Here is a 23038-nt window from a genome sequence, read left to right as displayed (position 1 = left end):
CCCACGATGAGCGACCGGCGCGGCGGCGCGAGCTCCGGCGGCGGGGTCCGGGGCGACCTGAAGCAGCGGGTGAAGACAGGGCGCGGACGGACCCTGTCGCAGAAGCGCTGGCTGGAGCGCCAGCTCAACGATCCCTATGTGGCGCGGGCCAAGCGCGAGGGCTATCGCTCGCGGGCGGCCTACAAGCTGCTGGAGATCGACGAGCGCTACAAGCTGCTCCGGCCCGGCCAGAAGATCGTCGACCTCGGCGCGGCTCCCGGGGGCTGGTCGCAGGTGGCCGCCCGGGTGGTCGGACCGTCGGGCCGGATCGTGGGCATCGATCTCCTGGAGATCGAGCCTATGGCCGGGGTCGAGTTCATCACCCTGGATTTCCTCGATCCCGAGGCGCCGGCGCGGCTGACCGGCATGCTCGGCGGCCCGGCCGACCTCGTGATGTCCGACATGGCCGCCAACGCCACCGGACACAAGAAGACCGACCATCTCCGCATCATCGGCCTCGCCGAGACGGCGGCAGAATTCGCCCGGGAGATCCTTGGGCCGGGCGGCGCCTACCTGGCCAAGGTGCTTCAGGGCGGGACCGAGGGCGCCCTGCTCACCGACCTGAAGCGCGACTTCGCCACGGTCCGCCACGTAAAGCCCGCCGCCAGCCGTGCCGATTCCAGCGAGCTCTACGTTCTCGCGACCGGCTATCGCGGCACCTCGGCGCACACCGCGCCCTCCGACGCGGAGTGAGCCGGCCGGCGGTGCTGATTGCCTGGGCCCTGTCGGTCGTCAATCCAGCGCCGCGGCCCCTGCGCAGGCTTGGCTATGTTCGGCAGAGCGGCCAGCTTCACGCGCGATAGCGCCGCTGCCGGGCGGTCTGGGCACCGCATCTCGCGCAGGCGCGGGGCACGATCGCGGCGGCGGCCGAGGGAACGGGGCATTGTCGACATGCGGTCGTGCTCGGCTCTGGCCTGCTCGACCACGTGCCGCCGGACGATCTCGCACGCCTGTTCGATCGGATCGGCCTCGTGGATGCCGTGCCTCCCTGGCCGGCCCGGCCCGCCGCCCGCCGATATCCGAACGTGGCGCTGGTGACCGCCGAGATCAGTGCCGGCCTCGCCGGGTCCTGGGCGGATCTCTGCACGGGCGCCGACCTCATCGTTTCGGCAAACCTGCTGTCGCAGCTTCCGACCGTCTCGATCAAGGCCCACGAGGCCCGGGGCCGCGCGGCCCCGCCCCTTCTCGGGGCACATCTGGTCGAGACCCACCTCAGAGTCCTGGACACCCTGGCAGGCCGGGTCGAGCGCGTCTGCCTGATCACCGACGCGGTGCAGCGCGCGGAGGATCGGTCGGGCCGCTTCACCGACAGCCTCGATATGCTGTTCGGGTCCGAGCTCCCGCCTACGGAAGCGGCTTGGGACTGGGAGCTCGAGCCGTTCGGCGCGAGCGGCCGGCGGCACCGTCTGATCCACCGGGTCCAGGCCTGCCCGGACTGGAAAACCGTGCCACGCTGAGCCCGTAACGACAGAGGCCGCTCCGGTTGCCCGGAACGGCCTCTCTTCAGTGCTTCCTGCAGCTTTGGCTTACTCGGTCGGCACGTCTGCCGGCGACGTGTTGGCGCTGCCCTCGTCCGCGGCGCTCTCGAAACGCGGGCGGCGACGGCGGCGGGGCTTGGCGGCCGGAGTTTCCTCGGCCGCAGCCTCCGGCTCGGGAGCAGGCGACGGTTCAGCCGGCGGGGCGGGACGCGCAGGGGCCATCAGGAATGCCGGCAGGCCGGTCGGCTCCTCGGCCTCCACGACAGGCGCAGGCTCGCGGCGGCGCTCACGGCGGGGCGCCGTCTCGCCCTGACGTCCGGCCTCGCCGCGGGGAGCCCGCTCGGGCCGCCCCTCAGGACGCGTTTCCTGCCGGGCTTCGGACCGCGGAGCCTCGCCGCGGCCGCTCTCGTAACGCCCCTGATCGCCGCGCGTGTCCTGCCGGGCGTCTTGCCGATCATTCTGCCGCGTATCTTGGCGCGTATCTTGGCGAGGATCCTGCCGGACGTCCTGGCGGTCCTGCCGGCCGTCGTGACGCTCCTGGCGATAATCCGGACGCCCGTAATCCTGACGGTCCTGCCGGTTCTCCTGCCGATAGTCCGGCCGTTGATAATCCTGGCGCTGATAGTCCTGACGCGGCTGGTCCTGACGCCGGTAATCCTGGCGCCCGCCGTTGTCGAACCGCCGTTGATCGCGGTTCTGGAACCGGTCACGGCCCTGCCGACCGTCCTGGTTTCCGTCCTGACGACCCTCGTAGGGCTGCGGCTGCTGGCCGGGATCGGCGTCTTCATAGCCGCTATAGCCGTGACCGTTCTGCGATCCGCCGTTGCCCTGGGCCTCGTCGTCGCCCTCTTCCATGTCGTCATCATAGGGACGACTGGCGTAACCGGCGGTATTAGCCGGGCGATTCTGTTCCTGGGCACCGGAAACGATGCGGAAATAGTGCTCCCCGTGCTGGAAGTAGTTTTCAGCAGCAACTGGATCGCCGGCCGCGAGAGCATCCCGCGCAAGTTGCGCGTACTTGTCGGCGATGTGCTGCGCCGTGCCGCGGATTTTGACGTCGGGACCGTTGGATTCGTACGAGCGCGTCAGCGGATTCGGACCCTTCGGCCGGTTCCGGCCGCGCATCCGTCGATTCTGGTTTGGTCTCATCGGTCTGTAATGACCCTCGTTCACGCAAACGACTGTCTACGGAGGCGCCCGGGCGGATCTCCTGGCGCAGTCCGGCCAAGCGCATCCGGCGGCGCCGCGCGTGCGACCGCTCTTCGGTCCGCGCGTCTGCCTGACCATCCCTCGAAGCGGGCGCCCGGTTAAAGCCGCCGATCCTCAGTTGATTGTCAGGTTCGATTGTGTCGCACCGCCGCGCTGGCACCGGCGCGTTCTGGTTCGACGGTTAAGGGGGATCAGCGAACCAATCGGCGACCCATGGTCACCACCGACCTTACAGCCGTCCGTCTTAACGGACGGTTCGCGATCTTCAAGCCGACTCTAGCGTTCCCCGGTTGATGCAACAAGCAATTTTTCGGTGACGCGATGCTCAACCCTGACTTAGGCATCCCTGTGGCCGGATAAAAGACCCTGTGGCCGGTCGAAACGCACGACGCGGTCGCGGCCGGCGAGGTCGCGGGTCAATCCCCGATCCGGGAAGCCCGCCGCGCATGCAAGGGCCCGCACCGCCGAGGCCTGATCGTAGCCGATCTCCAGGACGAGCCTGCCGCCCGGGGCGAGCAGCCCAGCCGCACCGTCGAGGATTCTCCGGTAGGCGTCGAGGCCGTCGACGCCGCCATCCAGGGCTGCCGCCGGATCGTGTATGCGGACTTCGCGGTCGAGGGTCGCGATCACGTCATGGGCGATGTAGGGCGGATTCGAGACGACGAGGTCGAAGGTCCCGCTCAGGGCCTCGCACCAATCGCCGACGACGAAGCGGGCCCGGTCGCCGACGCCGTTGGCGACGGCATTGTCCCGGGCGACGCGCAGGGCCCCGTCCGAGCGATCGAGCCCGACCCCGCTGGCCCGGGGCAGTTCCGAGAGAAGGGCAGTCAGGATGCAACCCGTTCCGGTGCCTAGGTCCAGGCAGCGCACCGGCGCGGTCCGGTCGGGCACCGCGGCCAGCGCGACCTCGACCAGGATTTCGGTGTCCGGGCGCGGCACCAGGGTGTCGGGACCGAGCCGGAAGGGCAGGCCCCAGAACTCCCAGGCGCCCAGGATACGGGCCACCGGCTCGCCGGCGAGGCGCCGGGCGAGCGCCGCGTCGAGGGCCGCGGCTTCGTCCGCGCTGACGCGGCGCTCGCCCTCGATCAGGAGGTCGCGCGTCTCCAGGCCGAGGATTCCGAGCAGGAGGAATCGGGCATCGCCTGCCGCCTCGACGACACCCGCGGCCTGCAGCCGTGCCGTGCAGGCTCGCAGCGCCTCGCGGCGCGATCTGTTCTGCATCGCGGCCGGCATCACGACATGGCTCAGGCCATACCCTCGGCGGCCAGCAGCTCGGCCTGATGCTCGGTGATCAGGGCGTCGACCACCTCGTCGAGGGCCGTCCCGGCCATCACCTCCTCGAGCTTGTAGAGGGTCAGGTTGATCCGGTGATCGGTCACCCTTCCTTGCGGGAAATTGTAGGTCCGGATCCGCTCGCTGCGGTCGCCGGAGCCGACCTGTGCCTTCCGGTCGGCCGCCCGGGCCGAATCCTTCGCGCTGCGCTCGGCGTCGTAGAGCCGTGCGCGCAGCAGTGCCATCGCACGGGCGCGGTTCTTGTGCTGCGACCGCTCCTCCTGGACGAACACCACGATGCCGGTCGGCAGGTGGGTGATGCGGATCGCCGATTCGGTCTTGTTGACGTGCTGGCCGCCCGCGCCCTGGGCCCGCATCGTGTCGATCTTCAGGTCCGCATCGTTGACGTGGATGTCGACCTCCTCGGCCTCCGGGAGTACCGCCACGGTGGCGGCGGAGGTGTGGATCCGCCCCTGCGTCTCGGTGTCGGGCACGCGCTGCACCCGGTGGGCGCCGCTCTCGTACTTGAGGCGGGCGAAGACGCCCCGGCCCTTCACCTCGGCCACGACCTCGCGGAAGCCGCCGACCGTGCCCTCGCTCTCGGAGATTACCTCGACCCGCCAGCCCTTCGACTCGGCGTATTTGGCGTACATCCGGAACAGGTCGCCAGCGAAGAGGGCCGCCTCGTCGCCGCCGGTCCCGGCGCGGACTTCCAGGATCGCGCTCTTCTCGTCGGCGGCGTCCTTCGGAAGGAGCAGCACCTGCAGGGCCCGGTGCGCGGCTTCGAGCGCCTCCTGCGCCTCCGGCTTCTCATCGGCGGCGAGGGCCCGCATCTCCGGATCCGTGCCCGGCTCGTCGATGAGGGCCTCGACGCCCGCGAGGTTGTCCAGGGCCGCGCGGTAGCCGCGGATCGCCGCCACGACGGGGTCGAGGTCGGACAGCTCGCGGGAGAGCTGGACCACGGTCTCCGGATCGATCTCGCCGGAGCCGAGCTGCGCGGTGACGATGTCGTGCCGCGCCAGGATGGCGTCGAGGCGCTCGGTGGGAAAGGGGATCATCGCCCGTGTTTCTGCAGGTCTGCGCGTGCCGTTCCGGGCTGGGCGCGGGTCTCGTCTCGGGGAGAAGAGACGCGTGGCTTGGAGGGACCGTGACCCGGCAGGACTTCCCCCAAATCCACGCCCCTTCCGTTCGAGAGCGGAAGCCGCGGCGCGTCGGCCGAAAGCGTCGTGGCGTTGCCGTACAACCCCGGCCGAATGTTCGGCAAGGGTCGCGGTTAAATAGGGATGCCGTGGGCGTGCGCGAAGGCCGTGAGCGCCGGGCGCAGGGAGTCGCCGTCATGCATCCGCGCCATCTCGGCGTCGATGAGTTCGGCGATGGCGCCCGCATCGAGGCTCAGCACCATGGCCTTGACCGGCCCGATCGCGGCCGGCGACATCGACAGCTGCCGGTAGCCGAGGCCGATCAGCGCCATGGCGTCGAGGGGGCGGCCGCCGATCTCGCCGCAGACCGTCACCGGGCAGGAGGCCGCGTTGGCCCGCTCGGCGATCAGCCGGAAGGCGCGGAGGGCCGCCACGCTCAACGGATCGAAGCGGTCGGCGACCCGGCGATTCTCCCGGTCCACAGCGAACAGAAACTGCATCAGGTCGTTCGAGCCGACCGACAGGAAGTCGGCCTCCCGGGCGATCTCGTCGATCTGGAACAGGAGCGAGGGCACCTCGATCATCGCGCCGAGGCGGCAATCGGTGGGAAGCCGGTAGCCGTGGCGCTTCAGGTAGGCCTTCTCCCGCTCGACGATGCCGCGGGCGCGCACGAACTCGTCCACCGTGGCGACCATCGGGAACATGATCTTGAGCGGGTCGCCGTCGGCGGCCTTCAGCAGGGCGCGCAGCTGCATGCGCAGCAAAGCCGGCCGGTCGAGGCCGATGCGGATCGCCCGCCAGCCGAGGGCGGGGTTCTCCTCCTCGAGCTTGGCCATGTAGGGCAGGATCTTGTCGCCGCCGATGTCGAGGGTGCGGACGGTGACGGACTTGCCTGCGGAAGCGGCGAAGACCTTGCGGTACAGCTCCTCCTGCTCGGCCGCCGACGGCATGCGCTGCGCCACCATGAACTGCAGCTCGGTGCGGAACAGGCCCACGCCCTCGGCGCCCGTCTCCTGCAGGTGGCTGAAATCGACCAGCAGGCCGGCATTGAGGTGCAGGCCGACGCGCACGCCGTCGCGGGTCTGGGCGGGCACGTCCCGCAGCGCCCGGTACTGCTCCTGCCGCCGGGCGCGCAGGCGCACCATCTCGGCATAGGCGGCCTCGACCTCGGGACCGGGCCGGACATGGATCTCGCCGGCCACGCCGTCGACGATGATGGCATCGCCCGCGTCGCACAGGGCGGTGGCATTCTCCACCTCGCCCACGGCCGGGATGCCCAGCGCCCGGGCGACGATCGCCACGTGGCTGGTCGGCCCCCCCTCCTCCAGGACGATGCCGCGCAGGGTCGAGGCCTCGTAGTCGAGGAGGGCCGCCGGCCCCATGGTGCGCGCCACCAGGATGGCGTTCTCCGGCAGCACCATGGTTCCGGCCGCTTCGGAGCCGATCAGGGTGCGCAGGACGCGGTTGGCGAGATCGTCGAGATCGTGCAGCCGCTCCCGCAGATACGGATCCGACTGGCGCATCATCCGCGCGCGGTTGTCCGACTGGACCCGCTCGACCGCGGCTTCTGCGGTCAGGCCCGACGCTACGGCCTCCCGCATGCGCCGGAGCCAGCCCTTGTCGTGGGCGAACATCCGGACGGTCTCGAGAACCTCGCGGCTCTCCGCGGTACCGATCCGGTCGCCGCGCTCCACCAGCGCGTCGATCGCCGAGCGGACCTCCTCGATGGCCGCGTCGAGGCGCGCGACCTCGCGGTCGACGTTCTCGGCGATCAGCGTCTTCACCACGACGCGGGGCTCGTGCAGCACCACGTAGCCGAGGCCGATGCCGTCGGCCAGCGCGATGCCCCGCGCCAGGACCGGGCGGCGGGCCGCGGTGCCGGCATCGGGGGCCAGCCCCTCCAGCTCGCCCGAGGCGATCATCTCCGAGAGCACCATGGCGGTGGTCTGGAGCGCCTCGATCTCCTCCTCGGAGTAGACGCGATAGGTCTTGTTCTGGACCGTCAGGACGCCGAGCGTGTTGCCCGCCCGCAGCAGCGGCACGCCCAGGAAGGCGTGATAGGCCTCCTCGCCGGTCTCCGGACGGTACGAAAAGGCCGGGTGGTTCTGCGCATCCGAAAGGGAAAGCGGCTCCGCCGTGCGGGCGATCAGGCCGACCAGGCCCTCGTCGGTCCGCATGCGGGTCTGGTGGACCGCTTCTCGGTTGAGGCCCTCGGTGGCGAACAGTTCGAGGGTGTTGTCATCGCGCAGCACATAGACCGAGCAGACCTCGGCCACGACATTGGCGGCGATCAGGACGACGATGCGATCCAGGCGCGCCTGGGGGCTGACCGGCTCCGCCATCGCTTCGCGGAGGCGGCGCAGCAGCAGGCGCGGGCCTCCGGGCGCAGCGGGCATCGGTTCGTCGTTCCAGCGTCGGTGAGTGGCCTTGGCGTCGACCACCCTGCAACCTTGGCGCCAAACCCGGGACGGCTGGCACCGGATGGACCGGACCGCTGGTCCCAGAGACGCTCTGAGATCGGCGGATCGGCCCGTGACTGTCTAGTTCACACCACGCGACCCGCTCGAACCCGCGTCGTCCCAGGCTCAGGCCTGGTCCAGGCCGTATAGCGAGTGAAGCGTGCGCACGGCAAGCTCCGTATAGGCGGCGTCGATCAGCACGGAGAACTTGATCTCCGAGGTGGTGATCGCGCGGATGTTGATCCCCTTCTCGGCAAGCGCCCTGAACGCCTTGGCGGCCACGCCCGCATGGCTGCGCATGCCGACGCCGATCGCCGATACCTTCACGACATCGGTGGCCCCCTCGATCTGGGCGTAGCCGATCTGCGTGCGGGCCTCGTCGAGGATGGCGCGCGAGCGCTGGTACTCGGAAGCCGGCACCGTGAAGGTCATGTCGGTGGTCGACTGGTCGCCCGACACGGTCTGGATGATCATGTCGACGTTGATGTTGGCGTCGGCCAGCGGCCCGAAGATCGCGGCGGCCACGCCGGGGCTGTCCTTGACACGGCGCAGGGTGATCTGCGCCTCGTCCCGGGAGAAGGCGATCCCGGTGATGATCTGCTGTTCCACGATGTCGTCCTCGTCGCAGATGAGGGTGCCCGGGCGCGCGGCGTCCGGCGGATCGAAGGAGGACCGGACCGTGGTCGGCACCCGGTGGACCATGGCAAGCTCCACCGAGCGGACCTGCAGCACCTTGGCGCCCAGCGAGGCCATCTCCAGCATTTCTTCGAAGGTCACCCGCTCCATGCGGCGGGCCTTCGGCACGATGCGCGGATCGGTGGTGTAGACGCCGTCCACGTCCGTGTAGATGTCGCAGCGCTCGGCCCCGATCGCGGCCGCGACCGCCACCGCCGAGGTGTCGGAGCCGCCACGGCCCAGCGTCGTCACGCGGCCGGTCTCGGCATGGACGCCCTGGAAGCCGGCGATCACCGCGACCTCGCCCTTTGCGAAACCCGCCTCGAGGTTCTTGGGATCGATCTCGGCAATCCGCGCCGAGCCATGGGCGTCCGAGGTCACGACCGGAATCTGCCAGCCCTGCCAGGAGCGGGCCTTGACCCCGTCCTTCTGGAGGGCGATCGCCAGGAGGCCCGCGGTGACGAGTTCGCCCGAGGCCACGACGGCGTCGTATTCCCGCGGGTCGTAGAGCGCGTTCGCGTCCTTGACCCAGTCGACCAGCTCGTTGGTCTTGCCTGACATGGCCGAGACGATCACGGCAACGTCGTAGCCGGCCGCCACCTCGCGGGCGACGTGGCGCGCCACGTTGCGGATGCGATCGACGTTGGCGACGGAGGTGCCGCCGAATTTCATCACCAGACGGGGCATGGTCTCTCGGTCGCGGGTTCCCGGTGGCGATTGGACGGACCGCTGCAGCCCGGTCCGGACGGTGCCCGGCGGGTACAAGCGGCTCGGTAGAGTGTCAACAACCAGCCAAGCATGGCGCCCGCGCGCCGCGGCGACTTCCGAGCGATCTCCATGCTAGAGCGCGGACACGACGCATCGCGGCGGATCCGGCCTACCCGGCCAGCCCGGATAGAGGGGCGGACCGGATCGGGGCGGCGCCGGCATGAGGACGGAACGCGCATGGACAGGGCAGCCACGGATCGGGCCACGGACGGGTTCGTCGACCGCGGTGAGGTTGCGCGCTTCGATGCGCTCGCCGCCACGTGGTGGGACGAGACCGGCCCGATGCGCGTCCTCCACCGGTTCAATCCGGTGCGGCTCGCCTATATCCGCGACGCCCTGTGCCGGCGGTTCGGACGCGATCCGCGCGCGCCCTTTCCGCTGGACGGGCTTTCGATCTGCGACGTCGGCTGCGGCGGCGGCGTCCTCTCGGAACCCCTCGCCCGGCTCGGCGCACGCGTGACCGGGCTCGATCCGGCCGAGCAGAACATCGCGGTGGCACGGGCCCATGCCGAGGCGGCGGGCGTGCCGGTCGATTATCGCGGCGCGACCATCGAAGCGGTGGTCGCCGGCGGCGAGCGTTTCGATGCCGTGCTGATCATGGAGGTGGTGGAGCACGTCTCCGACATGCAGGCCTTCGTGCGGACCGCCTGCGCGGGGGTGAAGCCCGGCGGACTGCTGTTCGGGGCCACCCTGAACCGGACTCTGCGCTCCTTCGCGCTGGCCATCGTCGGCGCCGAATATGTGCTCGGCTGGCTGCCGCGGGGCACGCATGACTGGCAGAAATTCGTGACGCCCGACGAACTCGCCCGCGCCATCCGGGCGGGAGGGCTCGCCGTCACCGACACGGTGGGGGTCGTCTACAATCCGCTCACCGATGGTTGGCGCACGAGCCGCGACACGGCCGTGAACTATATGGTCGCGGCCGAACGCTCTGCGTGAACGGGTTGCGTCCCCCGCCGTTGGAGACGGGACGGAGGGCGCGGCGATGCTTGAGAAAATCCCCGGGGCGGTCGGCGAAGCCCTGTCGGGCCTGAAAGCCGGCCGGGACAAGACGGCGGCCCATTCGGACTTCTCCGACATTCCCGACACCGTGACGCTGACCAGTCCGGCCTTCGCGGACGGAGCGGACATGCCGGCCCGCTTCACCGCGGACGGTGCGGGCGTGTCCCCGCCGCTCGCCTGGAGCGGCCTGCCCGCGGGCACCGCTGCCCTGGTGATCCTCGTCGAGGACGCCGGGAGCCCGACGCCGCGTCCGCTGGTCCACCTGATCGCCTGGGCGATCCCGCCCGAGCCGGCCGAATTGCCCGAAGGTGCCTTGGCGAGCCCCGGGCACCCGGGCTCCGGCCACGCGCTGGGCCAAAACAGCTTCCTGCGCGCGGAATGGCTGCCGCCGGATCCTCCGACGGGCCACGGGCCGCACGACTACGTCTTCCAGATCTTCGCGCTGCGGCAGTCTCTCGCCCTGGCCGAGGCGCCGGGCCGGGGCGCGCTGATCGATGCGATGCGTGGGCACGTCCTCGCAAAGGGCACGCTGACCGGCGTTTACTATCGTTCCTGATGGCGTCGCTACCCTCGAACACCATCCTGATCTGTCACTCCCATGCGTTGTGCCGTTTCGGCAGTCCCAGTATTGTGTCGACCAAATAAGTCGGCCGGGCGAAGCGTCCGGACGGACCTGGAGATCGAGTCTGTGGGCGTCGGTGTGCACACGAGGCGGCGAAGCGGCCGCATGGGGATGCGTGCTCTGGCCGAATCGGATGTCGGGACCTGGACCTGGCACATCGCCGACGACGTCCTCGAATGCGACGCCGCCGCCGCGACGGTCCTGGGCCTGCCGCGGCCGAAAGGTAGTCGGGGGACGCCCTTCGCGGCGTTCCTGGAGCATATCCATCCCGAGGACCGGCGACGGATCGCGTGCATCATCGCTGACCTTCGCCGCGAGGGCGGCCTGTATATCGCACAGTACCGGACCGTACCGGTACCCGGCGAAGTCCGCTGGGTGCTCGTGCGCGGCCGGTATATCCGGAACGCCGAGGGCGTCGTGGACGAGGCCCACGGGATCGTCATCGATGTGACCGCGTGCAGCCGTGAGGGCTTTCTCGACGAATCGGCGTTCTACGCGACGGATGCCGCCGCCGGCGGCATCGATCAGGTCGCCGAGATGGCGCTGGCCCTGTACACGGCTGCAGAGAATGGCCTCTCCCGGCCGGGTTTCGACCGTCTGAAACCGCTCCTCGACATGCTGCTGCACCAGATCGGCCGGCAGCTCGTGATCGCCCCGGCGGTGCCGGATCTCGACAGCGTCCATTGAGCAGGACCGGCAGCACGATGCCCGCTGCGCCTTGCCTTGTGGGGGCGACTCCTGATATGGCCGCGCCATCCCGCGATGCGTGAGCCGTGATCGCCGGACGCGACTGCGCGTCCTGCCTCAAGGCTACGTTCCCGATCCCTTACTGATGGACGGCCCTCCGGGCTCGAAAGACCGATGAAGATCCGCAACTCCCTCAAGTCCCTGCGTGGCCGCCACCGCGACAACCAGCTCGTGCGCCGCAAGGGGCGGGTCTACGTGATCAACAAGACCCAGAAGCGCTTCAAGGCCCGCCAGGGCTGAGACCGTTCCGACCGGCCGAGGCCGGACGGAGAACGGCACCGATCGAGGAAACGGCCGTGTCCACCGGGTGCGGCCGTTTCCGCGTGCGCGCGGCACCGCGGCACGTTGACGGACGTGACGACGGCGCACAGTCTGGCTGCATGATGCCGACCCGTTTCATCGCCGCCCTGGTCTGCCTGCCGGCCCTCGCGGCGACACTGCCGGCGGCCCAGGCAGCGCCGCAATCGACCCGGCCCGGCCGGCCGACCGCCGAAGCGAAGCCGGCACCGAAGCCGCCAAGCCTCGATGACCTGTTCGCGCGCCTGCGCGCCAGCGAGGATCCAGCGGAGGCCAAGGGCATCGCGCGCCTGATCGAGCGGCACATGGCCGGATCCGGCAGCCCGACCGTCGACCTGCTGACCGACCGCGCCCGCCAAGCCGTCACCGCCCACGACTTCCCCCTGGCGGCCGAGCTGATGGACCGCGTCACCGCCCTCGAACCGAATTGGTCAGAGGGCTGGAACCGCCGCGCGACGGTGTTCTGGCTCCTCACCGATAAGGACGATGCGCTGGCCGATCTGCAGCGGGCCCTGGTCCTGGAGCCGCGCCACTTCGAGGCCTGGGCCGCCATGGGCCGGATCTACGAATCCCTCGACGACAAGGCGCGTGCGCTGGCAGCGTTCCGGCGGGCGAAAGCGCTCTACCCGCAGATGGAGAAGGTCGGCGAGGCGATCAACCGCCTCACCCCGGAGGTCGACGGCCGCGACCTGTGACCCGGGTGATCGCCGTCCTCCTGACCCTCCTTGCCCTGCCCTTCGCCCTCGCCGGCCTCGTTCTGGCGATCGGGGCCCTGGCGGCGCTGGTGATAACGCTCCGGGTCGGCGCGGCCAACCCGCCCGCGGGTCCGTTCGTGACGATCACCGGCGGGCGGCTCGCGACCCTGCAGGACGGCCCGGCGAACGGGCCGCCCGTCGTCCTCCTGCACGGGGCCTCGGCCAACGCGTCGGATCCCATGGAGGGGATCGGCCGCCGCCTCGCCGCGCAGGGCTTCCGGGTGATCGCCTTCGACCGGCCGGGATTCGGATGGAGCGACCGGATTGCCGGCGGCGACGCCGCGGCACCCTCCGTGCAGGCCGGGATGATCGCGGAAGCGCTGAACCGCATGGGCGTCGGGCCGGCGGTGGTGTTCGGTCATTCCTGGGCTGGCGCCCTCGCTTTGGCCCTCGCCCTGGATCACCCGGAGCGGGTTTCCGCCCTCGCCCTCGCCGCGCCTGTGGCGATGCCCATGCCGGACCGGATGCCGGATCTGCCGTGGTACTGGCGGTTCGCCATAAAGCCCCCGGTGGCGTGGGTGCTCAGCCGGACGATCGGACCGCCGATCGCCCGGCGGTTCCTGCCCGAGGCGGCGCGCCGGGTCTTCAAGCCGCAGCCCGCGCAGGCGGATTATCCGGACTTGGCCAGATCCGACCTGGTTCTGCGACCGGAGACGCTGCTCGCCAACGTCCAGGATCTGCTCGGCCTGTCGCGAGCCCTCGCGGCGCAGAGCCCGCGCTACGGCAGGATCCACATCCCGACCCTGGTGATCTCCGGCGAGGCCGACCCGATCGTCCGCGCCGACGCGCAGGCGGTGCCGCTCGCGCGGGCGATCCCGGGGGCGCGGCTCGTGCTGCTGCCGGGCATCGGCCACATGCTCCAGTATGTCGCCGCCGAGCGGGTCACGGAGGAGATTATCCGGCTGGCCGCGGCGACCAGCGCGACCGGTTCGGAACCGGCCGTCGCGCATTGAACCGCGGGCCGATCAGGACACGTCCGTCCGCGTCGTCCCGGGGCAACGGTGGCAAGCCCGGTTTTGAGAATTTCTGTCCGCGCAAGATCCCGTCGCGTCGGCGGTCGGCATCCCGATCGCAATCGGGATGCCGGCAGTGCTGGAGGCCTGCCGCCTCACGCCTTCTCGGCGTGCTCGCGGGTGATGAAGGTCAGCCGCACGAGGTTGGTGGCGCCCGGCGTGCCGAACGGCAGGCCGGCGACGACGATCACCCGGTCGCCCACCGCGGCAAACTTCTCGCGGACGGCGAACTTGGCGGCGCGGAAGGACATGTCGTCCACGTCGCTGGCATCCTTGGTGACGATCGGGTGCGTGCCCCAGGCCAGGGCGAGGCGCCGCGCCGTCTCGCGCCGGGGTGTCAGCGCGATCACGGTAGCGTTCGGGCGCTCGCGCGACAGGCGGAGCGCCGTGGAGCCGGAATTGGTCCAGGCCATGATCGCGTCGAGGTTCAGGGCATCGACCATCTGGTGGGCCGCCGCCGCGATGGCATCGGCGGCCGTCTCGTCGGGGGTCGCGCTCTGCGCCCGGATGATCGACCAGTAGATCGCGTCCCGCTCCACCTGCTCGGCGATGCGGTTCATGGTCTCCACGGCCCCAATCGGGTGGGCCCCCGAGGCGCTCTCCGCAGAGAGCATCACGGCATCCGCCCCCTCGTAGACCGCCGTGGCGACGTCCGAGACCTCGGCGCGGGTCGGGACCGGAGCCGTGATCATCGATTCGAGCATCTGGGTGGCCACGACCACCGGCTTGCCGTAGCGCCGGGCGCCGCGGGTGATGCGCTTCTGCACCCCCGGGACCTGCTCCAGGGGCATCTCCACGCCGAGATCGCCGCGGGCGACCATCAGGCCGTCGGAGATCTCGATGATCTCGTCGAGGCGCGCCAGCGCCTGCGGCTTCTCGATCTTGGCCATCACCAGGGCGCGGCCGGCGCAAACCTTCTTCACCTCGGCCACATCCTCGGGCCGCTGGACGAACGAGACGGCGATCCAGTCGGCGCCCGCGTTCAGGCCGGCATCGAGGTCCGCCCGGTCCTTGTCGGTCATCGCCGGGACCGGGATCACCGTATGCGGCAGGGATACGCCCTTCCGGTTCGAGATCCGCCCGCCGACCTCGACGCGGGTCACGGCGCGGTTGTGCGAGGTCTCGACCACCGTTAGCCGGAGCTTGCCGTCATCGAGCAGGATGGCGTGGCCCGGCTCCAGCGCCTCGAGGATCTCGGGATGCGGCAGGTGGCAGCGGGCGGCATCACCCGGCGTCGGATCGCCGTCGAGCACGAAGGTGGCGCCGGCCTCGATCATCGCGGCCCCCTCCGCGAAGGTGCCGAGCCGCAGCTTCGGCCCCTGAAGGTCGACCAGGATGCCGATCGGCCGCTTGGCCTCCCGCTCGATGGTGCGGATCGCCTCCACCTTCTCGGGCAGCTTCTCGCGCGGCAGGTGGCTCATGTTGAGCCGGAACACGTCGACGCCCGCGCGGAACAGCCGCTCGATCATCTCCGGCGAATCGGAGGCCGGGCCCAGGGTGGCGACGATCTTCGTGCGGCGTGACCGTTTCAAGCGTATTCCTCCGGTTGTTCGTTGCCGTGCAGCATGAAGCGCCGCCGGTTCAAAGGTTTGGCCACGGGTGTGAGCATCCCGCGCCGGACAGCGTCAAGGCCGCCGCCTTCACGTTACGGTTTTGCCGGCGCCTCGGCCCGGTTGGGATCGGTGAGCTGGATGGTCCAGCTCTTCTGCTCGCCGGTATCGACTTCGAAGAAGCCGTTCCGGTCGTAGCCGCGGGCGAGACAATCCTCGATCCCGCGGATCGTGAATTCCGAATCACGGGTGCACATCAGCGAGCGGCCGCTCCACTCGCCGCCGCGCGTGTAGTCGACTGCGAACACGTAGTAGAACCGCGCCGCCAGCGCGCCCTTGAGAAGCGTCTCGCAGGCCTTCGGCGCCAGATCCCACCAGCCCTCCGTCACCCAGCCCTGCGGGTCGCGATAGCCCAGCGAGATCCCGACCTTGCTGGCGGTCTGGTTGCATAGGCGCAGGTCCGCCCGGGCGGGGCTCGCGCCGAGGAGCGCGAGGCCGAGGACCGTGACTGCCGGGAGGAGCTGAGCCGCCGAGACGCGCGACCTAGTTGACGAGGATGATGCGGCAGTCGTTGACATTGGTACAGGTCGGACCGGGGTTCACGAGGTCGCCGAGGGCCGCGAAGAACGCGGTGGAGTCGTTCTGCTCCAGCATCGCGGCCGGGTCGAGGCCGGCGGCCCGGGCCCGCTCCAGGGTCGTCGGATCGATGAGGCCGCCCGCCGGGTCGGTGGCGAGGCCCCGGCCGCCGTCGGTCCCGTCGGTATCGGCACTGATACCGAAGATGCCGGGCTCGCCGTCCAAGGCCACCGCCAGCGCCAGGGCGTATTCCTGGTTCGGGCCGCCATGGCCCTCACCGCGGATCGTGACGGTGAGCTCGCCGCCGGAGATCAGTGCCACGCGCCGGCCCTCGGCCTTGAGGCGCTTGGCCTCGGCCGCGTGCTCGGCAGCGACCTCGCGGGCCTCGCCTTCGAGATCGGCGCCGAGCAGGATCGGCTCGTAGCCGGCCGCGCGGGCGGCCTCGGCGGCGGCATTCAGGGCGTCGATCGGCCGGGCGATGATCCGGTACTCGGCGCGGGCGAAGGCGGGGTCGCCGGCCTTCGGCGTCTCGTTGTTCGGGTCGTTGAGGAGCCGCGAAGCCTCCTCGGGCAGCGGGATGCCGCGCTTCTCGCAGATGGCGCGGGCATCGGCCAGCGTGGACGGATCGGGCACCGTCGGGCCCGACGCGATCACCGCCGGATCGTCGAACGGCACGTCGGAGATCGCCAGCGTCAGGATGCGCCGGGCGTTGCGGGCCGCGAGGGCGAGGCGTCCGCCCTTGATCCGCGAGATGTGCTTGCGCACCGTGTTGATCTCGCCGATCGGCGCGCCGGAGCGGAGCATCGCCCGGGTGATCGCCTGCTTCTCGACGAGCGTCAGGTCGCCGGCCGGGGCGATCCAGTTGGCCGAGCCACCGCCCGACAGCAGGACCAGGACCTCGTCGTCCGGCCCCGCCTCGGTGGCGAGCCGCAGGGCCTCCCGGGTCGCCGAGATGCCGGCCTCGTCGGGCACCGGATGGCCCGCCTCGACCATGTGGATGCCCGGCGCGTCCTGGCCGTAGCCGTGGCGGGCCACTGCGAGGCCGACGATCCGGTCGTCGCCGAGTCCATGCTGCCGGCGGTAGAACCGGCTCGCCACGGCGCTCATGCTGCCGGCGGCCTTGCCGGCCGCCAGGATGATCAGACGGCCGGGGCTCGGCTCCGGCAGGTGGGGCGGCAGGCAGAGATCCGGATGGGCGGCGCGGATCGCGGCCGTGAGAATCGAGTCGAGGAGCGCGCGCTGATCCCGGATGGCCGCATCGGCGACGGGCGGAACGGTCTCGGTCATGGCGTCGAACGGGCTCCTCTCTTGTTTGTGTCGCACACTCCCCGCCCGTTTCTTCCCTGGGCGGCGGGCCCGTTTCTTGCCGTGAGCGCACGATCCTTGATAGGTGATCTGCCCGAGCGGCCGCGCGACGGCAAGCGCCATCCGCGCCCTCGCACAGATCTGAAGACCTCGGAGCCCCGTGACCCGTCCGGAGACAGAAACGGCCCTCCCGCCCGCGCATCCCTGCGAGATCATCCCCGGCGACCCCGCCTGCGGCCTCGTCATCGCCTGCGATCACGCCTCGAATTTCGTGCCGCCGGATATCGAGCTCGGTTTGCCGGAGTCGGAATACGCCCGGCACATCGCTTACGATATCGGCGCGGCGGCGGTGACGCGGAGCCTCGCGGCGCAGCTCGGGGTCCCGGCGATCCTCACGAACTTCTCGCGGCTGATCATCGACCCGAATCGTGGGCGCGCCGACCCGACGCTGGTGATGCGCCTGTCCGACGGCGCCGTGGTTCCTGGCAATGCCCGGATCGACGAGGCCGGCAAGCAGGCGCGGATCGCCCGGTTCTACGCCCCGTTCGACGCGGCCATCGACGACGCGATCGCCGCCGCCGCGGCGGCCGGCCGTCCGCCCGTGCTCCTGACCCTGCACAGCTTCACGCCCTACTGGCGCGGCATCGCGCGGCCCTGGCAGGTCGGCATCCTGTACGACGGGGACGAGCGCTTTGCCCGCCCCCTCATCCGCGCGCTGGAGGCGGATCCCGCCGGGCTGACCGTCGGCGACAACCAGCCCTATGGCGGCGGCCTGCCGGGCGACACGATCGACCGTCACGCCACCGCGCGGGGCCTCGCCAACGCCCTCGTGGAGATCCGCCAGGATCTGATTGCCGGCGCGGACGGACAGGCCGAGTGGGCCGCGCGCTTCGCCCGCATCCTTCGCCCGCTCCTCGCGGCTTGATCTCCGTCCGGCCGCTTCCGAAATCGGGAGCGGGCCGCCCGACCTGAAGAGAGTTGCTACCGATGAGCGCGATCGATCCCCGGACCCAGACGGAACTCGAAGCCGCGGTGTTCCGCCGCCTCGTCGCGCATCTGCGCAATCGGACGGATGTGCAGAACATCGACCTGATGAATCTGGCGGGCTTCTGCCGGAACTGCCTGTCGAACTGGCTCAAGGACGCCGCCGATGAGACAGGCGTGGCGCTGACCAAGGACGAGAGCCGCGAGGCCGTCTACGGGATGCCTTACGCCGAGTGGAAGGCGCGCTTCCAGACCGAGGCAACCCCGCAGCAGCAGGCGGGCTTCGCAGCGTCGCAGGCCAAGGAGCATTGAGGCGGCGGCCGGCAGGCAGTGAATCGGCTAAGCTTCCAGTAAGGCCGGCCCATTAACCACGGGTCCAGGGCGCAACCGCGCCGTGCATTCGGGAGAGCCCCATGAACGCCCATTCGATGCCCACCGCCGCGCAGCGGCCCGGCGGCGACGTCTCGTCGGCCGAGGGCGTAGCGGCCGACGAGCTGAAGCAGTTCATCGAGCGCCTGGAGCGCCTCGAGGAGGAAAAGGCCGGCATCATGGGCGACATCAAAGAGGTGTTCGCCGAGCTGAAGGGCCGGGGCTTCGACGCGAAGGCCGTCCGCACGATTCTCCGCATCCGCAAGCAGGATCACAGCGAGCGCCAGGAGCAGGAGGCGATCCTCGAGCTCTACATGCAGGCCCTCGGCATGGCGTAGTCGGACCAAGCGGCACCGCACGCCCACCCGTCCGCGCCATCCTCGGCCTGAGGGCCTGCAGCCCAGCAGAGGTCTCGACGGAGCAGACCAGGGAGCGCCGTGCTCCCTGGAACTCGCCTTCGAGGCCCGCGGACGCGGGCATCTCGGGACGAGGGGGGTTGGGTTGGACAGTGTTCCCTGCGCTCCGCCCCGCGGGCCGGACGGTGCGACGCTCAGTGCGCCTCCGCGGCGGCCGGGACGGCGGTACTGTCGAGGCCGAGGGTGCGGCCGGGATATCCGGCGGCATCGAAGTAGCGGATCTCGCCCACCGTCTGGTAGGCGAGCGCCGTCACGTGGCCGGCGGCGTCCGGCTCCGAGCGCAGCTCCGCCCGGGCGAAGGTCGGCGTGCTGCCATTGGCCAACGCCTCGGTCAGGACGCGGCCGACCAGCCGGCCCTTGCCGGGAATCGTGAGGCCCAGGAGCTGGGCGATGGTCTTGCCGAGGTCGGCATTGCTCGCCGGCACCGCGCTCGCGAGGCCCGCCCGGAAGCTCGGCCCTGCCGCGCCCATGACGTTCCGGGTATCGGCGCGGGAGAAGCTGCCGTGCATGCCCTGCCCCTGCTGCAGCCCGGTATCGGAGACCTCGACCCCGCAGGTGGTCGGATCGGCGCAGCCGGTCGAGAAGCTCCGGAAATTGACCACGATGGCCGGCATCGGCGTCAGCGCCGACCCATCGAGGGCGATCGCTGAGAGGGGCAGCGTTCCCGGGATCGGGCCGAGGGTCGCGCTGACGAACAGGCCGCTCACGTAGTCCTGACGCGCCAGGGCGTCGACCACGCGGCGCGCCAGCGCCCGGTCGCCGTTCGGCAGGTAAACGAGATCCGAGCCGCCATTGGCCGCGACCACCACCTCGGGCTTGGCCGGATCCGCGCCGATCAGGCCGTTGGCCCGGCTCGGAAAGGCGTCGGCGGCGAGCCTGATGCCTCTGGCATCCGGATCGAACAGGCCGAGCCCGAGCTCATGCGCGAGATCGATGGCGAGGAAGCCCGGCGGAAGCTGGCCCTTCGGCACGCCTTTATAGGCCTGCGACGCGGCGAAGCTGGTCCCGCTCTCCTTGGAGATGGTGGAGAAGCCGTGATCGGAGGTGACGATCACATCCGTGGTCTCCGCCATACCGAGCGCCTTCAGCGCGCCGAGCAGCGCGGCAAGGTTGGCATCCGCGTTGCGGATCGCCGCAAGGCTCGTCGGTCCGTTGATCCCCGGGACGAGCCGGCCGAGACTGTCGCCCTGATTGTGCTGCGTCCCGTCGGGATCGCGCGACCAGTAGACGAGCACGAAGGGTTTTCCGCGGGCTTTGAACAGCGGTAGGACCGCCTTCGTCGCCACATCGGTGAAGTAGCCCTGCTGCTCGACATTGGCGGCGAGCGTCCCGGGCGAATCGGCGGTTCCGGCCAGGCCGTTGGCGCCCCGCGTCGGCGCCTGCAGCGGAAGCCCGGCCGCATCCAGGCGCGTGCGCAGGTCGTCGCTCAGCGGGATGCCGCTCGGCCGGCCCGTGCTGTCGTCGACCAGGATGCTGTCCTGTCCGGAGCGCGCCGTGTGGTCGAAGACCAGGGAGGGGCCAAGCTTGCCGATGCTGGCCGTGGAGAGCCCCTGGGCGTGAGCCGCCCGCAGGATCGTCTCCTCGTTGAGGTAGTTGCCGGCGAAATGCGCGTCGACGTCGCCGAGGACGGGGTCGCTCTCCAGGAACGGCGTGAGGCTCTCGCCGGCCCCGGGGACCGGGAAGGCCGTGTAGATCGTGTTCCCGAACTGGCCGGTGTCGCCCAGCATGTGGCCGGTCGCCATCGCGGTGGCGTTCGGCATCGTGAATGTGGGGAACAGGGAGTGCGTGTTGGTGAACCGAACCCCGGCCTTCATCAGGCCGTCCATCGCCGGCGCGTTCACGGCGTTCACCATGCCGTCGCGGAGCCCGTCCGCTATGAACAGGACGACATTCCTGGGCTGCGGCTGAGCCTGAGCCGCGCCGATGATCGACAGACCGACGAGACCGGACAAAAAGAAACGCCGCATACCGAATCTCCACGTGATCCGGTCTGCGGCGTGAGCCTGAACGATGACGGGCGCGTGACAAATCCTAGGGACGTTGTCCCAAGGATTTCGGTGCTGGCTCCTCCTCCCGCCGGGAGGAGGACCGGCCTCAGGCCGCGCGCTTGGCCCGGTTCAGGAGCTTGCGGTTCACCAGAATCTCGGCGATCTGCACCGCGTTGAGGGCCGCGCCCTTGCGCAGGTTGTCCGAGACACACCAGAGGTTCAGGCCGTTCTCCACGGTCGCGTCCTCGCGGATGCGCGAGATGTAGGTCGCATCCTCGCCGGCCGCCTCGTGGGGCGTCATGTAGCCGCCGTTCTCGCGCTTATCGATCACCAGGACGCCGGGGGCGGCGCGCAGGATCTCGGTGGCCTTCTCGGCCGAGAGCGGCCGCTCGAACTCGATGTTGACCGCTTCCGCGTGCCCGATGAAGACCGGAACGCGGACGGCGGTCGCCGTCAGCTTGATCTTCGGGTCGAGCATCTTCTTGGTCTCGGCGACCATCTTCCACTCTTCCTTCGTGTAGCCATCCTCCATGAACACGTCGATGTGGGGGATGACGTTGAAGGCGATCCGCTTCGTGAACTTGCCGCCCTGCTTGATCTCGCCGGCGGTGAAGACGGCGCGGGTCTGGTTGAACAGCTCGTCCATCGCCTCCTTGCCGGCGCCGGAGACCGACTGGTAGGTCGAGACCACGACGCGCTTGATCGTCGCCGCCTCGTGGAGGGGCTTGAGCGCGACGACCAGCTGCGCGGTCGAGCAATTCGGGTTGGCGATGATGTTGCGCTTGGTGAAGCCCACCACCGCGTCGGCATTCACCTCGGGCACGATCAGCGGCACGTCGGCGTCGTAGCGGAAGGCCGACGAGTTATCGATGACCACGCAACCCTGCTGGCCGATGCGGGGCGACCATTCCTTCGACGCCTCGCCGCCGGCCGACATCAGGCAGATATCGGTGTCGGTGAAGTCGTAGGTGTCGAGCGTTTTGACCTTGAGCGTCTTGTCGCCGTAGGAGACTTCCTGCCCCTGGCTGCGGCGCGAGGCCAGCGCCACGACCTCGTCGGCGGGAAAGGCCCGCTCGGCCAGGATATCGAGCATCTCGCGGCCCACGTTGCCCGTGGCGCCGACGACGGCGACCTTGTAACCCATCTCTTGTCTCCGCGCGGAAAACCCCGACCGATCCGGGTGCCGCGCTCCTGCCAGCAAAATCGGCCGAAGGATCGTTCGTGCCGGACGCGCCCGCAGAACGGGCGCGGCCGCAGACCCCGTCCTCAGCGGAGGTGGGGGCGACGGCCGCGCCGAGCAAGGCGCGCATGTGCCCATGCTGTCAAGGCCGACGACCGCGCAACGCCTGATTCACCCTGCGCGGAAGAATCCGGTGACGGATCCGGGCCGGGAACGGGCATGCAGTCCTGCCGTGCGAGGCTGACCGCCCAATCCCGCGTCCCGCCTTCGGTACGGAGCACGATGCTGATCGGAACAGCGCCTCTCGTCGATCGAGTCGGACTCCGCCCGCCCGCGCCACGCGCAGGCTGGTCACCGGGATCCCTCGGCCTGCGTCTCGCGCTGGCATCGGCCGCGATCGCCCTGGTGTGCGTGTTCGCCCGGTTGCCCGGCCCCCTCCCCGGCATCCAGCGCGCGCCGGATCTCCAGACCGCCTTCGTGCCGTCCGTCCGGGCTTCGCCGGCGCAGCCGGCGATCGCGCCCGCCCGGTTCGGCCTCGCCGAGCCTGGGCCCGATCCGGTGCGGGTCGCCGCCCGGGTCGATCCGCGGACGGGCCTGCGCGAGGACACGCTGATGCGCGGCGATGTGGCTGCGATCGAGGCGCCTGCGCTGCGGATCGTCCTCACGCGCGGAACGCTCACCGGACCGCCGCCGTCGCTGTTCGTCCTGATGGCCCGGCGGGCCGCCAACGGCCCAGCCCTCGACCGCCCTGCCCTAGCGGTCGCGCGGACCGGAGCCCGCGGCCAGATCCGGACCCGGTTCGGCGCGGTCGAGACCCTGGAGATGACCTTCGCCGGACCGACGCAGCGGACCTGCACGGGTTTCGTCACCCGGGAGACGGGGTTTCAGCTCGATGGATGGCTCTGCGCCCCCCTCGGCCATCCTCCGGAACCGCAGGCCGTGGCCTGCCTGCTGGATGCGCTGAGCCTCGTCGATCTTGCCGATCCCGACACGACGGCGGCCTTCGCTGCCGTGCCCGACCCCGCGAGCGCCTGCCCGGCGACAGCCGGCGCGGAACCTTCGAGCCGGACCGGATCGTTAATCCGACGGCCGCAAAATAAAAAATGAGGCCACAGTGTGGCAAATCGCACAAGCTCAGCCATAAGGGCGGAACAACAGCCTCGCCCAAGCGTCTTCTTGTCAAAGGCGGCGAACT

General features: G+C 70.3%; 22 protein-coding genes. 12 read left to right on the top strand and 10 right to left on the bottom strand.

Annotation, left to right across the window (positions count from 1 at the left end; genetic code table 11):
* Positions 1-6 precede the first annotated feature (6 nt).
* Positions 7-732 carry an RlmE family RNA methyltransferase gene (locus MCBMB27_RS25090; RefSeq protein ID WP_043380271.1) on the top strand — a complete coding sequence of 242 codons (726 nt, stop codon included), beginning with the start codon at positions 7-9 and terminating at the stop codon, positions 730-732.
* Positions 733-938: 206 nt separating this feature from the next.
* Positions 939-1496 (top strand): hypothetical protein, encoded by a 558-nt coding sequence (locus MCBMB27_RS25085; RefSeq protein WP_236952814.1) that lies wholly within the window; start codon positions 939-941, stop codon positions 1494-1496.
* A gap of 69 nt (positions 1497-1565) precedes the next feature.
* On the opposite strand, the gene MCBMB27_RS25080 is transcribed toward MCBMB27_RS25085, so the two are convergent.
* From MCBMB27_RS25080 to MCBMB27_RS25060, 5 genes are all read right to left on the bottom strand, one after another.
* Positions 1566-2642, bottom strand: coding sequence for a DUF4167 domain-containing protein (locus MCBMB27_RS25080; RefSeq protein WP_075381524.1), 1077 nt, complete (start codon positions 2640-2642; stop codon positions 1566-1568).
* Positions 2643-3062: 420 nt separating this feature from the next.
* Positions 3063-3947 (bottom strand): peptide chain release factor N(5)-glutamine methyltransferase, encoded by an 885-nt coding sequence (prmC, locus tag MCBMB27_RS25075; protein ID WP_236952813.1) that lies wholly within the window; start codon positions 3945-3947, stop codon positions 3063-3065.
* Between the two features lie 23 nt (positions 3948-3970).
* Positions 3971-5056, bottom strand: a complete 1086-nt coding sequence (gene prfA, locus MCBMB27_RS25070; protein WP_043380277.1) for a peptide chain release factor 1 — start codon at positions 5054-5056, stop codon at positions 3971-3973.
* Between the two features lie 215 nt (positions 5057-5271).
* Positions 5272-7533, bottom strand: a complete 2262-nt coding sequence (gene ptsP, locus MCBMB27_RS25065; RefSeq protein WP_043380280.1) for a phosphoenolpyruvate--protein phosphotransferase — start codon at positions 7531-7533, stop codon at positions 5272-5274.
* 189 nt (positions 7534-7722) lie between these two features.
* Complete coding sequence (locus MCBMB27_RS25060; protein WP_053609408.1) at positions 7723-8958, bottom strand: aspartate kinase; 1236 nt, start codon at positions 8956-8958, stop codon at positions 7723-7725.
* A gap of 258 nt (positions 8959-9216) precedes the next feature.
* Here MCBMB27_RS25060 and ubiG point away from each other — a divergent pair, with 258 nt between their 5' ends.
* The 6 genes from ubiG to MCBMB27_RS25030 all read left to right on the top strand — a co-directional run bounded on the left by ubiG (position 9217) and on the right by MCBMB27_RS25030 (position 13415).
* Positions 9217-9978 (top strand): bifunctional 2-polyprenyl-6-hydroxyphenol methylase/3-demethylubiquinol 3-O-methyltransferase UbiG, encoded by a 762-nt coding sequence (ubiG, locus tag MCBMB27_RS25055; protein ID WP_075381522.1) that lies wholly within the window; start codon positions 9217-9219, stop codon positions 9976-9978.
* Between the two features lie 46 nt (positions 9979-10024).
* Positions 10025-10597: a YbhB/YbcL family Raf kinase inhibitor-like protein gene (locus tag MCBMB27_RS25050; RefSeq protein ID WP_075381521.1), complete on the top strand. Its 573-nt coding sequence runs from the start codon at positions 10025-10027 to the stop codon at positions 10595-10597.
* Positions 10598-10768: 171 nt separating this feature from the next.
* Positions 10769-11350 carry a PAS domain-containing protein gene (locus tag MCBMB27_RS25045; protein WP_236952812.1) on the top strand — a complete coding sequence of 194 codons (582 nt, stop codon included), beginning with the start codon at positions 10769-10771 and terminating at the stop codon, positions 11348-11350.
* Between the two features lie 174 nt (positions 11351-11524).
* Positions 11525-11650 carry a type B 50S ribosomal protein L36 gene (gene ykgO / locus MCBMB27_RS25040; RefSeq protein WP_003601867.1) on the top strand — a complete coding sequence of 42 codons (126 nt, stop codon included), beginning with the start codon at positions 11525-11527 and terminating at the stop codon, positions 11648-11650.
* A gap of 140 nt (positions 11651-11790) precedes the next feature.
* On the top strand, positions 11791-12402 hold the full coding sequence (locus tag MCBMB27_RS25035; protein WP_083683702.1) for a tetratricopeptide repeat protein: 612 nt from the start codon (positions 11791-11793) through the stop codon (positions 12400-12402).
* Complete coding sequence (locus MCBMB27_RS25030; protein ID WP_043345875.1) at positions 12399-13415, top strand: alpha/beta fold hydrolase; 1017 nt, start codon at positions 12399-12401, stop codon at positions 13413-13415. Before MCBMB27_RS25035 ends, MCBMB27_RS25030 begins: the two co-directional genes overlap by 4 nt.
* Before the next feature lie 155 nt (positions 13416-13570).
* Here MCBMB27_RS25030 and pyk read toward each other — a convergent pair whose 3' ends face one another.
* The 3 genes from pyk to MCBMB27_RS25015 all read right to left on the bottom strand — a co-directional run bounded on the left by pyk (position 13571) and on the right by MCBMB27_RS25015 (position 16888).
* Entirely contained in the window at positions 13571-15007 is a 1437-nt protein-coding gene (pyk, locus tag MCBMB27_RS25025; protein WP_043380293.1) for a pyruvate kinase, read from the bottom strand.
* 113 nt (positions 15008-15120) lie between these two features.
* Complete coding sequence (locus tag MCBMB27_RS25020; protein WP_075381519.1) at positions 15121-15603, bottom strand: DUF1036 domain-containing protein; 483 nt, start codon at positions 15601-15603, stop codon at positions 15121-15123.
* The gene (locus MCBMB27_RS25015; protein ID WP_043380296.1) at positions 15569-16888 is read right to left on the bottom strand and encodes a glycerate kinase type-2 family protein; all 1320 of its coding nucleotides are present in this window, start codon (positions 16886-16888) and stop codon (positions 15569-15571) included. Before MCBMB27_RS25015 ends, MCBMB27_RS25020 begins: the two co-directional genes overlap by 35 nt.
* A 178-nt stretch (positions 16889-17066) precedes the next feature.
* On the opposite strand from MCBMB27_RS25015, the gene MCBMB27_RS25010 reads away from it, so the two are divergent.
* From MCBMB27_RS25010 to MCBMB27_RS25000, 3 genes are all read left to right on the top strand, one after another.
* Entirely contained in the window at positions 17067-17831 is a 765-nt protein-coding gene (locus MCBMB27_RS25010) for an N-formylglutamate amidohydrolase (protein WP_075381518.1), read from the top strand.
* A 62-nt stretch (positions 17832-17893) separates the two neighbouring features.
* On the top strand, positions 17894-18202 hold the full coding sequence (locus tag MCBMB27_RS25005) for a DUF1244 domain-containing protein (protein ID WP_043380301.1): 309 nt from the start codon (positions 17894-17896) through the stop codon (positions 18200-18202).
* A gap of 116 nt (positions 18203-18318) precedes the next feature.
* Complete coding sequence (locus MCBMB27_RS25000; protein ID WP_026604676.1) at positions 18319-18597, top strand: DUF2312 domain-containing protein; 279 nt, start codon at positions 18319-18321, stop codon at positions 18595-18597.
* A 212-nt stretch (positions 18598-18809) separates the two neighbouring features.
* On the opposite strand, the gene MCBMB27_RS24995 is transcribed toward MCBMB27_RS25000, so the two are convergent.
* Positions 18810-20642 carry an alkaline phosphatase family protein gene (locus MCBMB27_RS24995; RefSeq protein ID WP_075381517.1) on the bottom strand — a complete coding sequence of 611 codons (1833 nt, stop codon included), beginning with the start codon at positions 20640-20642 and terminating at the stop codon, positions 18810-18812.
* Between the two features lie 127 nt (positions 20643-20769).
* Positions 20770-21807 carry an aspartate-semialdehyde dehydrogenase gene (locus tag MCBMB27_RS24990; RefSeq protein ID WP_043380306.1) on the bottom strand — a complete coding sequence of 346 codons (1038 nt, stop codon included), beginning with the start codon at positions 21805-21807 and terminating at the stop codon, positions 20770-20772.
* 318 nt (positions 21808-22125) lie between these two features.
* On the opposite strand from MCBMB27_RS24990, the gene MCBMB27_RS24985 reads away from it, so the two are divergent.
* Complete coding sequence (locus MCBMB27_RS24985) at positions 22126-22950, top strand: hypothetical protein (RefSeq protein ID WP_075381516.1); 825 nt, start codon at positions 22126-22128, stop codon at positions 22948-22950.
* The last annotated feature ends 88 nt before the right edge of the window (positions 22951-23038 follow it).

Source organism: Methylobacterium phyllosphaerae (genome assembly GCF_001936175.1).
Lineage (GTDB): Bacteria > Pseudomonadota > Alphaproteobacteria > Rhizobiales > Beijerinckiaceae > Methylobacterium > Methylobacterium fujisawaense.
Note: the sequence above shows the minus strand (reverse complement) of the source record. Positions and strands in the feature narration are given on the sequence as shown.